Annotated in this window: 11 protein-coding genes; 5 read left to right on the forward strand and 6 right to left on the reverse strand. The window is 58.3% G+C overall.

Annotation, left to right across the window (positions count from 1 at the left end):
* The first annotated feature begins 119 nt into the window (after positions 1-119).
* Positions 120-1,550, forward strand: a complete 1,431-nt coding sequence (gndA, locus tag QE453_RS15990; protein ID WP_006697538.1) for an NADP-dependent phosphogluconate dehydrogenase — start codon at positions 120-122, stop codon at positions 1,548-1,550.
* Positions 1,551-1,615: 65 nt separating this feature from the next.
* Here gndA and QE453_RS15995 read toward each other — a convergent pair whose 3' ends face one another.
* The 3 genes from QE453_RS15995 to QE453_RS16005 all read right to left on the reverse strand — a co-directional run bounded on the left by QE453_RS15995 (position 1,616) and on the right by QE453_RS16005 (position 5,738).
* Complete coding sequence (locus QE453_RS15995; protein WP_004441687.1) at positions 1,616-1,939, reverse strand: RcnB family protein; 324 nt, start codon at positions 1,937-1,939, stop codon at positions 1,616-1,618.
* A gap of 179 nt (positions 1,940-2,118) precedes the next feature.
* A complete protein-coding gene (gene mgrA, locus QE453_RS16000; protein ID WP_309777428.1) occupies positions 2,119-3,150 on the reverse strand; it encodes an L-glyceraldehyde 3-phosphate reductase in 1,032 nt (343 codons plus the stop codon).
* A gap of 122 nt (positions 3,151-3,272) precedes the next feature.
* A complete protein-coding gene (locus QE453_RS16005; protein ID WP_309777430.1) occupies positions 3,273-5,738 on the reverse strand; it encodes a glycoside hydrolase family 2 protein in 2,466 nt (821 codons plus the stop codon).
* A gap of 486 nt (positions 5,739-6,224) precedes the next feature.
* Here QE453_RS16005 and QE453_RS16010 point away from each other — a divergent pair, with 486 nt between their 5' ends.
* Positions 6,225-7,277 (forward strand): LacI family transcriptional regulator, encoded by a 1,053-nt coding sequence (locus QE453_RS16010; protein ID WP_034495714.1) that lies wholly within the window; start codon positions 6,225-6,227, stop codon positions 7,275-7,277.
* 61 nt (positions 7,278-7,338) lie between these two features.
* Here the strand turns inward: QE453_RS16010 and znuA are convergent, their stop codons facing one another.
* Positions 7,339-8,358, reverse strand: coding sequence for a zinc ABC transporter substrate-binding protein ZnuA (znuA, locus tag QE453_RS16015; protein WP_107339691.1), 1,020 nt, complete (start codon positions 8,356-8,358; stop codon positions 7,339-7,341).
* A gap of 104 nt (positions 8,359-8,462) precedes the next feature.
* On the opposite strand from znuA, the gene znuC reads away from it, so the two are divergent.
* Genes znuC through zur form a run of 3 tightly spaced genes read left to right on the forward strand, consistent with a single transcriptional unit; the run spans position 8,463 to position 10,631 of the window.
* Positions 8,463-9,410 (forward strand): zinc ABC transporter ATP-binding protein ZnuC, encoded by a 948-nt coding sequence (znuC, locus tag QE453_RS16020; protein WP_113380625.1) that lies wholly within the window; start codon positions 8,463-8,465, stop codon positions 9,408-9,410.
* Positions 9,403-10,221 (forward strand): zinc ABC transporter permease subunit ZnuB, encoded by an 819-nt coding sequence (gene znuB / locus QE453_RS16025; protein WP_309777433.1) that lies wholly within the window; start codon positions 9,403-9,405, stop codon positions 10,219-10,221. Before znuC ends, znuB begins: the two co-directional genes overlap by 8 nt.
* Positions 10,218-10,631, forward strand: a complete 414-nt coding sequence (zur, locus tag QE453_RS16030) for a zinc uptake transcriptional repressor Zur (protein WP_004441705.1) — start codon at positions 10,218-10,220, stop codon at positions 10,629-10,631. Before znuB ends, zur begins: the two co-directional genes overlap by 4 nt.
* Before the next feature lie 39 nt (positions 10,632-10,670).
* Here the strand turns inward: zur and QE453_RS16035 are convergent, their stop codons facing one another.
* Together QE453_RS16035 and QE453_RS16040 are read right to left on the reverse strand one after the other, a co-directional pair.
* Entirely contained in the window at positions 10,671-11,204 is a 534-nt protein-coding gene (locus tag QE453_RS16035) for a gamma carbonic anhydrase family protein (protein ID WP_045534843.1), read from the reverse strand.
* 27 nt (positions 11,205-11,231) lie between these two features.
* A complete protein-coding gene (locus QE453_RS16040; protein WP_309777434.1) occupies positions 11,232-11,921 on the reverse strand; it encodes a fumarylacetoacetate hydrolase family protein in 690 nt (229 codons plus the stop codon).
* Between the last annotated feature and the right edge of the window lie 85 nt (positions 11,922-12,006).

The following is a 12,006-nucleotide window of genomic DNA, read 5'->3' on the forward strand; positions in this document are numbered from 1 at the left end:
AAATATGCAAAGCTGATTTGCGTCATCAAAATTTAATCGTTTCAGTCACGCCCAGCCTTGCCGTTTGGTGATTACAGTGCCACAACACGACCACCAAAAAGCAAGATGGAGGCACATCCGTGGAACAGGCAGAAATCGGTTTGATCGGTCTCGGCGTCATGGGCTCTAACCTGGCGCTCAACATCGCCGAAAAGGGCAACAAGATCGCCGTATTCAACCGAACCCCTGAAGCGACGAGAAAATTCTACGCTGAAGCCGGCGAGTTGCAGGGACAATTGATCCCTTGCGAAACCATCGAGGAATTCGTTGCCGCCATTCGTCCTCCGCGCCCGATCATCATCATGATCAAGGCTGGCGATCCGGTCGACCAGCAGATGGAAATCCTGAAGCCGCATCTTTCGAACGGCGACATCATGATCGACGCGGGCAATGCGAATTTCCGCGACACGATCCGCCGTTTCGACAATCTGAAGGACAGCGGCCTCACCTTTATCGGCATGGGCGTTTCGGGTGGCGAAGAGGGCGCGCGTCATGGACCGTCCATCATGGTTGGCGGCACCGAGGACAGCTGGAAGCGCGTCGAGAAAGTGCTCACCTCCATCTCCGCCAAATATAATGACGATCCGTGCGTGGCATGGCTCGGCAATGATGGTGCTGGCCACTTCGTCAAGACCATCCATAATGGCATCGAATATGCCGACATGCAGATGATCGCGGAAATCTACGGCATCCTGCGTGACGGTCTGAAGATGAGCGCTGCCGAAATCGCCGATGTGTTCGGTGAATGGAACAAGGGCCGTCTTAATTCCTACCTGATCGAAATCACCGAAAAGGTTCTGCGCGCCGCCGATCCGATCACCGGCAAACCGATGGTCGATCTGATCCTCGACAAGGCCGGCCAGAAGGGCACGGGCAAGTGGTCCGTCATCGAGGCGCAGAACATGGGCGTCGCCGCAACCGCCATCGAAGCGGCCGTGGCTGCCCGTATTCTCTCCTCGCAGAAGGATGAGCGCGAAGCTGCCGAGAAGATCTTCGGCCTTCCGGCCCTTGCAGCCGCACCGGCCGACAGGAAGGCCTTCATCGCCGATCTGGAAAGCGCGCTTCTGGCCGCCAAGGTCGGTGCCTATGCGCAGGGCTTCGCCATCATGTCGGCCGCTTCGAAGGAGTTCAATTGGAACCTGCCGATGCCGACGATTGCCCGCATCTGGCGCGCCGGGTGCATCATCCGCTCGGAGTTCCTCGATGAGATCACCTCGGCCTTTACCAAGGATCCGCATGTGGCCAACCTCATCGTGACGCCGGCTTTCTCCGCCATCGTCAAGGAAACCGATGCGCCGCTACGCCGCGTCGTTTCTTACGCTGCGCTGTCGGGCCTGCCGGTTTCGGCCCTGGCTTCCGCCCTCGGCTATTTCGACGCCTATCGTCGCGGCCGCGGCAGCGCCAACCTCATCCAGGCGCAGCGCGACTTCTTCGGCGCGCATGGTTTCGAACGCACCGACGGCGTGGACAAGCCGCATGGCCCGTGGGGCAGCGGCGCCGATATTTTCTGATCGGCCATTGGATAAAGATAAAGGCCCGCGCAAGCGGGCCTTTTTCATTTCACCGGTGCTTGAAATTAGCGAGCGGCGGCAAGGCCGACGATCAGGCCGCTGACGGCGTTGATGAGCAGGAACTGGTTGTCGACGCGCACCCAGCGCTGGTCGCGGCGCGGTTCGGCCAGGCGGTAACGGCGATAATCGCGACGATCGACGAAATGACGACGCTCTGCTGGCGAGAGGCGCTGACCACGATCCCAACGGTGCTTCTTGACGATGACCTTTTTCGTGACATGACGCTCGACGGTGACGCCGCGGTGGCGATCATCGTGACGGCCCTGCGCCTGAGCCATCGGGGCCGCGAGAACGGTTGCAGCCAGAAGAATGGTGACGAACTTTTTCATGGAAGTTTCCTCTCGTGTTTCAATGAGAAGAACTTACGAACAAACGAATGAACGGAAACTGAATTTAAAATTACAATTATGTAATGGTTGTTAAGGCTTAGAGGCAGGAGTTAATCTTTTGTTTTGAAGTTTCTTGACGCGGTGGGACCGCCCGGAATAACCGGGCGGTCTCTCCTCGGTCAGACGCGTTGGGCAGATTTTGCCCAGAGGTTGATATCAGCGTCCTTGGCGTAGCGGTCGATTTCAGCGAGTTCTTCGGTCGTGAAATCCGGTTTGTCCAGCGCTTTCACACAGTCTTCAACCTGCTCGACGCGGCTGGCGCCGATCAGCGCCGAGGTGATGCGACCGCCGCGCAGCACCCAGGCGATGGCCATCTGCGCCAGTGTCTGGCCACGCCGCTCGGCGATGCCGTTCAGCGCCCGGATATTCTCGACATTACGTTCGTTGAGGAAAGCCGGGTTGAGCGACTTGCTCTGCGATGCGCGGCTGCCATCAGGCACGCCGCCGAGATATTTCGTCGTCAGCATGCCCTGCGCCAGCGGCGAGAAGACGATGGAGCCAATGCCTAGTTCCTCCAGCGTATCAACGAGACCATCTTCTTCAATCCAGCGGTTGATCATCGAATAGCTCGGCTGGTGGATGATGCAGGGCGTACCGAGGTGCTTCAGGATCGCGGCGGCCTCGCGGGTGCGCTTCGAATTGTAGGAAGAGATGCCGACATAAAGCGCCTTGCCCGAACGCACGATCTGATCGAGCGCACCACAGGTTTCCTCAAGCGGCGTGTTGGGATCGAAACGGTGAGAATAAAAGATGTCGACGTAATCCAGCCCCATGCGTTTCAGGCTCTGGTCGCAGGAGGCGATAAGATATTTGCGGCTGCCCCATTCGCCGTAAGGGCCTGGCCACATGTTGTAACCCGCCTTGGAGGAGATGATCATCTCGTCACGATAACCCCGGAAATCCGTCCTCAGGATTTCGCCGAAGGCGGTCTCGGCGCTGCCGGGCGGCGGGCCATAATTGTTGGCGAGATCGAAATGGGTAATGCCGAGATCGAAGGCACGGCGGCAGATGGCCTGTTTCGTCTGATGCGGCGTATCGTTGCCGAAATTATGCCAGAGTCCAAGCGAGATCGCCGGCAGTTTCAGTCCGGTCTTTCCGCAATGATTATATTTCATGGACGTGTAACGGTTTTCGGCCGGTTGCCAAACCATGGGTCTTCCTCCACTTGCTGATGATCGGCTGCCGAAGAACCCGGCAACCATTTGAACTGATGAGGGCAGGCCGCGAAGCCTGTCTTCCCGAACAGGATGGTTATGCCTTTCTCCGCGTCGTTTCAATGCGGGGACTGGCAGCCATGAAGATCGAAGACACGGAAGTGCGGCTGTCCGCCGCCCGCTTTCGGGGTGAAGATGATACGCCGCGTTTCGCCGGCGGCGAGATCGAAAAGGTTGTCGGAATAACGCCCGGGCTGATCTGCCTCCAGCATGACGAAGAGCGCAAGCCCGCTTGCGGTGACATCTATTTCGAACTGCCCGTTTTTCAGTGAGCTGGTGGTGAGTGTCAGACCGGCGGGCAGAAGTTCCAGCGCTTTATAGGTGTCGCGCACATGGTGGCCTTCGCCGGTCATGCCGTTGGAGGCGATGAAGCTCCAGGCAAGGATGGCGCCGTCAGGCAGGCTGCTCATGTCGATGTCGGTCAGCGTAGCCGCCTTGTCGGTCGTGCAGGTGCCGTTGGCGGATTTCAACGGCACTCGGTTGCCGTCCATGGTCAGGGCAACGATATTCATGTCGATCTCGACGTCTTCCGCCGTGTCATTCACCATGGAGAAGTTTATTCGGCGTCCATCCTCCGCAGGGATAGCCGAAACCGTGACAGGCTGGAAGAAGCGGCGGGCGGCATAATGCAGCGCCTTCCAGCCGCCGCCATAATCGAGGCTTGACCACGAGGCGACCGGCCAAGTGTCGTTCAGCTGCCAGTATAGCGTTCCCATGCAATGCGGCTTCAGCGAGCGCCAGTAATCGACGGCCGTGCGGATAGCCAATGCCTGCTGGACCTGGCTCAGATAAACGAAATTCTCGAAGTCCTTTGGGAAGCGGAAGTAGCGGAACATCGTACCGGCGATCCGCTCGTTGCCGCCAGCATTTTTCTGGTGCAGTTCGATGACGGGGGAGGCGATGTTCATATCCCTGTCTTCCGCATAGGTGCGGATGACCGGCATGGAGGTGTAGGACTGGAAACCGAATTCCGAGCAGAAACGCGGCTTCACCGAACGGTAATTGTCGAATGACTTGTTCTCGTGCCACACGGACCAGTAATGCATGTCGCCGGAACCATCCGCGTGCCAGGCATCGCCATAATCGAGATAACCGGAGGCGGGGCTTGATGGCCACCACAGCGCTTCGGGAGCGGCCTTTTTCAGGGCCTTTTCAATGGTGCGGTTCAGTCGGTCATAAGCCACAAGATATCGGTCGCGATTGTTGCGGGACTCATCGAACCAGGTCAGTGCACCCACCAGCTCGTTATCGCCGCACCATAGCGCGATGGAAGGATGCGAGGAGAGGCGTTTCACCTGATAATCAACCTCATGTTCGACATTATCGAGAAAATCCTCGCTGCAGGGATAAAGATTGCAGGCGAACATGAAGTCCTGCCACACCAGCAGGCCAAGACGGTCGCAGAGATCGTAGAACCAGTCTTCCTCGTAAAATCCGCCGCCCCAGACCCGGATCATGTTCATGTTAGCCTCGACCGCGGAGCAGAGGAGGTCTTCGGTTTTTTCCCGGCTGGTGAGCGAATGGAGCGCATCTGCGGGAATCCAGTTGGCACCGCGGCAGAAGATTTCCCGGCCGTTGATGCGGAACGCGAAGCGGCTGCCAGCCTCATCCTTATCGGTCAGAAGCTCGATGGTCCTGAAGCCGATCTGCCGGGTCACAGTCTCATCGGGCAGCTCCACCATCAGCGTGTAGAGCGTCTGCTCGCCACTGCCGGCAGGCCACCAGAGCTCCGGATTTTCCACGAAGAAGACGTGACGCACCACGGTTTCGCCTGCGCCGACGCCGCAATCGAGCCTCAGCCTTTCATCGTTGAGAGACAGATAAACCGGGAGGCTTGCCGGTCCCTCGGCAAAGAGGGTGACGGCCACATGCAGCTCGACGCCGCCGTCGATATGGCGCTGTGAGGTAACGACATGCTCGATCCGGGCCGTATCGAGCCGTTTCAGCAGGATTTTGCCGTAAAGCCCGAGTGGCGCAATCGCGATGTTCCAGTCCCAGCCGAAATGGCATTGCGGCTTGCGCAGCATATTGCCATTGGCGATAGGCGAATTCCCCGGGTGATAGGGTATATAAAACGGCTGGCGCGCCTGCCGCTCCGCCCCGGCGGTTATATTGGAGTGAAAATGGATGCGAATGGTGTTTTCACCGGGGCGCACTGCACGGGAAACATCAGGGCGGTAGCGACGGAAGCAATTGTCCGCGCTGAGCACCGGAACGTCGTTCACGAAGACAATCGCGACGGTGTCGAGATAGTCGATGTCGAGATACCAGCTTGCGTCCGCCTCATCGAGGATGAACGTTCGCTCAACAACCCAGTCCTGCTGGGCCACCCATTGCACGGCCTTTTCATTGGCTCCGTGGTAGGGATCTGGAATGATGCCCGCATCTTTGAGTGCCGTATGGATATCCCCAGGGACGGTAAGCTTGGTCGTATGATCTCTGTCCACTGATGTCAGGCGCCAGAGCCCTGCCAGATCGATGACGGTTTCGGGCGTGGAGGAAGAAATCATGACGGGACCCTGCATTTATGAATTCAAATAGGAAGCCGGCATTGTGATGCAGGCTTGTGTCAGAATCTGGGGAGGATGGACGCCGCAAGTGGCTAAACGCCCGCTTGCTCGGTCTCATGATACCCTCCCTTCGGCAACGTTACCGTAAAACCTCCATTCCGTCATGTCTTTCAGGTACAACATATGTCAGGAAAAATTTCTGGAACGGCGCATCAATTGCGGCCGGATGGATCGTTCTAAATGTTATTGTATTTTTCTATTTTATATCAATAATTTATTATTATTTTTAAATGTTTATGATTAAATCATATATTGGCTACGCAGCCATCACGGGCGGGCGAGAGAAAAGCGCAGTAAGAACCGGACATTTTTTCGAGCTACATCGTTATAGCCCAAACAGGGGCTCCCGCGCGGAAAGCGGATCCCGGTTGAGGACCTTTGCCTTTGCAACGACGTAAAAGCTATCTATGATCACCGTTCGGTCAAGCATGGCGAAATGACATGAACGATACTGGTAAATCCGGCGGGAGCGAAGCGCCCGTGACGACGGGCGAGCGCCCGACCCTAAAGACCATCGCTTACATGACGGGCCTCGGCATCACCACCGTTTCGCGCGCGCTCAAGGATGCGCCTGATATCGGCGCGGAGACAAAGGAGCGCGTGCGGCTGATTGCCCGCCAGATCGGCTATCAGCCAAACCGCGCCGGCGTGCGCCTTCGCACCGGCAAGACCAATGTGATTGCCCTCGTTCTCAGCGTCGATGAAGAGTTGATGGGTTTTACCAGCCAGATGGTGTTCGGCATCACCGAGGTTCTGTCCTCGACCCAATATCATCTGGTCGTAACGCCCCATATCCACGCCAAGGATTCCATGGTGCCGATCCGCTACATTCTCGAAACGGGATCGGCGGATGGCGTCATCATTTCGAAGATCGAACCTAACGACCCGCGAGTCCGTTTCATGACGGAGCGCAAGATGCCCTTCGTCACCCATGGACGTTCGGACATGGGCATCGACCATGCCTTTCATGATTTTGACAATGAGGCCTATGCCTACGAAGCGGTCGAGCGATTGGCTCAATGCGGACGCAGGAAGATCGCCGTCATCGTGCCGCCGTCACGTTTTTCGTTTCACGACCACGCTCGCAAGGGGTTTAATCGGGCAATCAGGGATTTCGGCCTTACCGAATTTCCGTTGGACACCGTTACAATCGAAACGCCGCTGGAAAAAATCCGCGATTTCGGTCAGAGGCTCATGCAGTCCGATGATCGTCCCGATGGCATCGTTTCGATCAGTGGCAGTAGCACCATCGCGCTGGTGGCCGGGTTCGAGGCCGCGGGCGTGAAAATCGGAAAGGACATCGACATCGTCTCGAAACAGTCCGCCGAATTCCTGAACTGGATCAAGCCGCAGATCCATACCGTCAATGAAGATATCAAACTGGCGGGCAGGGAGCTTGCGAAAGCCCTTTTGGCCCGCATCAACGGCGCGCCCGCGGAAACTCTGCAGAGCATCAGCCGCCCGGTCTGGTCCTCCATGGCGCCGAAGCCTTAAGGCACACGCAAGAACGAGCCGGCATGGCGCATTGGCCATGCCAGGCTTGATGAGGTGCCCATCAGGACAAACAATTCTTCAGCGACCCGGCGATACCGCGCATCAGCTTGAAGTAAAGCTCCGGGCCTGGCTCCAGCGTTGCCGCTTCCGGATCAAGCGTAGCCGATTTCGCTGCCGTACCTTCGGTGATGACCGAGACCAGCTTAGGCTCGAATTGCGGTTCGGCAAAAACGCAGGTCGCGCCGAGCTGGCGAACCTTTTCTTGCATCTGTTTGACGCGATCCGCGCCCGGCAGGGTTTCGGGGCTGACGGTGATCGACCCCGCCGTCTTCACGCCATAGCGATGTTCGAAATATTGGTAGGCGTCGTGGAAGACAATGAACGGCTTGTCCTTCACCGGCTGAACCGTTTTGGCCAGTTCGGCGTCAAGTGTATCGAGATCATCGATCAGCTTCTTTGTGTTGGACTGATAGATCGCGGCATTGCCGGGATCGGCCGCGATCAGCGCGGTTTCGATTGCCTGGGCCATGGCCTTGGCATTGGCGGGGTCAAGCCAGAGATGTGTGTCATAGGTGCCATGCTCATGGGCATCGTGGCTCTCACCGTCGTGACCGGCGTGACCGCCTCCGTCATGCTCGTGACCATGCTCGTGCGCGTCCGGCTTTTCGGTATGACCGTCATTCGCCTCATGGCCTTCTTCGCCATGATCATGCGCTTCAAAGGGCCCCCCTTCACGGAAGGGCAGCTTTTCTAGCCCCTTGGCATCTTCCAGTTCCACAACAGTCGCCTTGGCGGCCAGCGCTTCCAGCGGCTTCTCCAGAAATGCTTCCAGTCCGGGACCCACCCAGAAAACCACATCCGCCGTTTCGAGCTTGCGTGCATTCGACGGACGGAGATTATAGGTATGCGGCGAGGCCGCGCCATCGACGATGAGCTGTGGTTCCCCGACACCTTGCATGATGGCCGCAACGAGGGAGTGGACGGGCTTGATCGACACCACGACCTCGGGTGCAGCGGTGGCGCCGGAAGCGGCGACCGCGATTGCCATGGAGGCCGCGAGCGGGATCAGGATCGATTTCATGAAATGCACTCCACTTGAAGAACGTTAGTTATGTTATTACATTTATTGCGTAACTCTATAACGTATGCGATAGCGGTAAGCAACATCGCCAAACGGACAATCCCATGCTTCATTCCGCCCATTCGGGTAACGAGATACTGGTCTCCCTTGCCAATGCCGGCGTCCAGCGCAACGGCCGCTGGCTGGTGCGCGGCGTGGAGTTTTCCGTCAGCAAGGGCGAGATCGTCACACTGATCGGGCCGAACGGATCAGGCAAGTCCACGAGCGCGAAAATGGCGATTGGTGTCGTCAAACCAACCGAGGGGGTGGTTACCCGCAAGGCTGGTCTGAAAGTGGGCTATGTGCCGCAGAAGCTTTCGGTCGACTGGACAATGCCGCTTTCGGTGCGCCGACTGATGACACTGACAGGACCGCTCGCTGCCCGCGAAATAGACGCCGCTCTGAATGCGACCGGTATCGCGCATCTTGCCAATGCCGAGGTGCAGCATCTGTCCGGTGGCGAGTTCCAACGCGCGCTTCTTGCCCGCGCCATTGCCCGCAAGCCCGACCTTCTGGTTCTTGACGAACCCGTGCAGGGGGTGGACTTCTCCGGCGAGATCGCGCTTTATGATCTGATAAAAAATATCAGGAATTCAAATAATTGCGGAATTCTGTTAATCTCGCATGATCTGCATGTAGTGATGGCGGAAACCGATACGGTGATATGCCTCAACGGCCATGTCTGCTGCCGCGGCACACCGCAGGCGGTGAGCCAGAGTCCGGAATATATGCGCCTGTTCGGCGGCGCGGCGGCGAAGGGGCTGGCCGTCTACAGTCACCATCATGATCACACCCATTTGCCGGACGGCCGGGTGCAACATGCGGATGGCACGGTGACGGACCATTGCCACCCCGAGGATGGTCACCATCACGGGCATGATCTTCATCATGACCACGGGCATGACCATCATGACCACGGCCACCGCCACGATGATCATGGAGAATGCGGCTGCGGCCATGAACGTGACGACGACGCCCACCTTAACCAGCGGCAGGGAGAACGCCATGTTTGACGATTTCTTCGTCCGCGCCATGGTCGCCGGCATTGGGGTTGCATTGACAGCCGGTCCGCTTGGCTGCTTTGTCGTCTGGCGGCGCATGGCCTATTTTGGCGATACCATGGCCCATTCGGCGCTTCTGGGTGTTGCCCTGTCTCTGCTGCTGCAGCTGAACCTCATTGTCAGCGTGTTTCTGGTCGCGTCGGCCGTGTCGCTCCTTTTGATTTTCCTGCAACGGCGGCAGGCGCTGTCCGCCGATGCGCTGCTGGGCATCCTGTCCCACTCCGCATTGGCGATCGGCCTTGTCATCGTTGCCTTCATGAGCTGGGTCCGCATCGATCTCGTCTCGTTCCTGTTCGGCGACATTCTCGCCGTCACCCGCAGCGATATTGCACTGATCTGGGGCGGCGGACTGGTTGTCATCGTCTCCATGGTGTTCCTGTGGCGATCGCTGCTTGCCTCCACCGTCAATACGGAGCTGGCGGAAGCCGAGGGGCTGAAACCGGAACGGGCGAAATTGATCTTCACCTTGCTGATGGCGCTGGTGATCGCCATCGCGATGAAGGTGGTCGGTATCATGCTCATCACATCGCTGCTCATCATACCGGCTGCGACCGCCAGACGTTTCTCCGCTACACCGGAGGTAATGGCGGTGGTGGCCTCGCTGATCGGTGCGGTTGCCGTTGTTGGCGGCCTCTTCGGATCGCTCACCTACGATACACCATCCGGTCCATCCATCGTGGTTGCCGCGGTGATCCTCTTCGTTGTAAGCCTGTTGCCGGCGCCGGGTTTGTCCCGCTCCGCGGATGAAGGAGGCAAGTCATGAATGCGCAGACCCAGCAGAACCTCACCAAGAACCAGTCGCTGGTCATGAACGCCCTTTCAAACGCGCATCAGCCGCTCAGCGCCTATATGATCCTCGACAAGTTGCGCGATGATGGTTTCCGCGCGCCGCTGCAGGTCTATCGGGCGCTGGAAAAACTGGTGGAATATGGCCTTGTGCACCGGCTGGAGAGCCTTAACGCCTTCGTCGCCTGCACCCATACCCAGGCGGAGTGCTGCTCCAGTCACCATGGCACCGTCGCCTTCGCCATCTGCGAGTCCTGCGGGCAGGTCACGGAATTCCACGATCACGAGATCGATCACCGGCTGGAGCGCTGGGTGAAGGACAGCAAGTTCAAAGCGGAAAAGACCACCATCGAAATCCGTGGTCTTTGCGCCGCCTGCTCGGCCTGACGGACGATGGATGGAATGGGTATTGTTGCCCGCTCCCGATCACCTTTCGATGATCGCCAGATCCTGCGAGAAACGCTTCCAGTTTTCGACGTATTTTTCCGCTGAGCGACGAATCCCCGCCACGGCGTCGTCATCAAGCGTGCGGATAGCGCGCGCGGGCGAGCCGACGATCAGGGAATTATCCGGAAATTCCTTCCCCTCCGTCACCAGAGCATTGGCGCCGACGAGGCAGTTTCGGCCGATCTTTGCGCCGTTCAGGATCGTCGCGCCCATGCCGATCAACGAATTATCGCCGATGGTACAGCCATGCACGATAGCGTGGTGGCCAATGGTGCACATTTCGCCGATCGTTGCGGCAAAGCCGGGATCGCTGTGAACCATCACGCCTTCCTGAATATTGGTGCCGCGCCCGACGATGATCGGCTCATTGTCTCCACGCAGCGTTGCACCGAACCAGATGCCGACGTCTTCGCCGAGCGTGACTGAGCCAATGACATTGGCGTCGGGAGCGATCCAGTAGCGATCCGCTGCAGGCGTTTGCGGCACACGGTCGGCAAGGCGGTAAAGCGGCATGTCGATGTCCTCCCTTATGTTCGTGCGTCAGACGACCGTCACCGACAGTGTGCCGACACCCTCGACGCCGCATTCTATGCGGTCACCGCGAACGATTGGACCAACGCCAGCCGGCGTGCCGGTCATGATGATGTCGCCAGCGGCAAGGGTGAACAGCTTGGAAAGCTCTGCAATCACTTCCGGCACCTTCCAGATCATCTGCGCGAGATCGCCCGTCTGCTTGCGTTCGCCATTGACGTCGAGCCAGATCGCGCCGGTTGCGGGATGCCCGATCCTGTCCGCTGGGACGATGGGGGACACCGGCGCGGAATATTCGAAGGCCTTCGCGCCCTCCCAGGAACGTCCCATCTTCTTCAGCCCGTCCTGCAGGTCGCGGCGTGTCATGTCGATACCGACGGCGTAACCCCAGACATGGTTCAGCGCTTCCGACGTCGGAATATCCGCTCCGCCGCTTTTCAGCACCACAACGCACTCAACTTCGTAATGCACATTCGATGAGAGCGACGGATAGGGAAAATCCTGTCCTGCGGGCAGCAGGTTGTCCGGGTTCTTCTGAAAATAGAAGGGCGGCTCGCGCGAGGGGTCGTGGCCCATCTCAATGGCGTGATCGGCATAATTGCGGCCGACACAATAGACCCGCCGTACAGGGAACAGATCGCTCGTGCCTTCGACGGGCAGGAGAACGGGCTTCGGGGCGGGGATGACGGTAGCGGCCATGTGGATTTCCTGTCGTCTTATAGGGTGCAATTCTTGTCCCGCGATTCCGGCGCGATTTCCAGTTCAAAATTGCCTCGCCTGCAAA

Source organism: Agrobacterium sp. SORGH_AS_0440 (assembly GCF_031453135.1).
Classification (GTDB): Bacteria; Pseudomonadota; Alphaproteobacteria; order Rhizobiales; family Rhizobiaceae; genus Agrobacterium; species Agrobacterium pusense.

Coding starts and splice junctions, on each gene's coding strand:
- QE453_RS15995 (WP_004441687.1), bottom strand. CDS start 1,939: ATGAAAAAGTTCGTCACCATTCTTCTGGCTGCAACCGTTCTCGCGGCC.
- mgrA (WP_309777428.1), bottom strand. CDS start 3,150: ATGGTTTGGCAACCGGCCGAAAACCGTTACACGTCCATGAAATATAAT.
- QE453_RS16005 (WP_309777430.1), bottom strand. CDS start 5,738: ATGCAGGGTCCCGTCATGATTTCTTCCTCCACGCCCGAAACCGTCATC.
- QE453_RS16010 (WP_034495714.1), top strand. CDS start 6,225: ATGAACGATACTGGTAAATCCGGCGGGAGCGAAGCGCCCGTGACGACG.
- znuA (WP_107339691.1), bottom strand. CDS start 8,358: ATGAAATCGATCCTGATCCCGCTCGCGGCCTCCATGGCAATCGCGGTC.
- znuC (WP_113380625.1), top strand. CDS start 8,463: ATGCTTCATTCCGCCCATTCGGGTAACGAGATACTGGTCTCCCTTGCC.
- znuB (WP_309777433.1), top strand. CDS start 9,403: ATGTTTGACGATTTCTTCGTCCGCGCCATGGTCGCCGGCATTGGGGTT.
- zur (WP_004441705.1), top strand. CDS start 10,218: ATGAATGCGCAGACCCAGCAGAACCTCACCAAGAACCAGTCGCTGGTC.
- QE453_RS16035 (WP_045534843.1), bottom strand. CDS start 11,204: ATGCCGCTTTACCGCCTTGCCGACCGTGTGCCGCAAACGCCTGCAGCG.
- QE453_RS16040 (WP_309777434.1), bottom strand. CDS start 11,921: ATGGCCGCTACCGTCATCCCCGCCCCGAAGCCCGTTCTCCTGCCCGTC.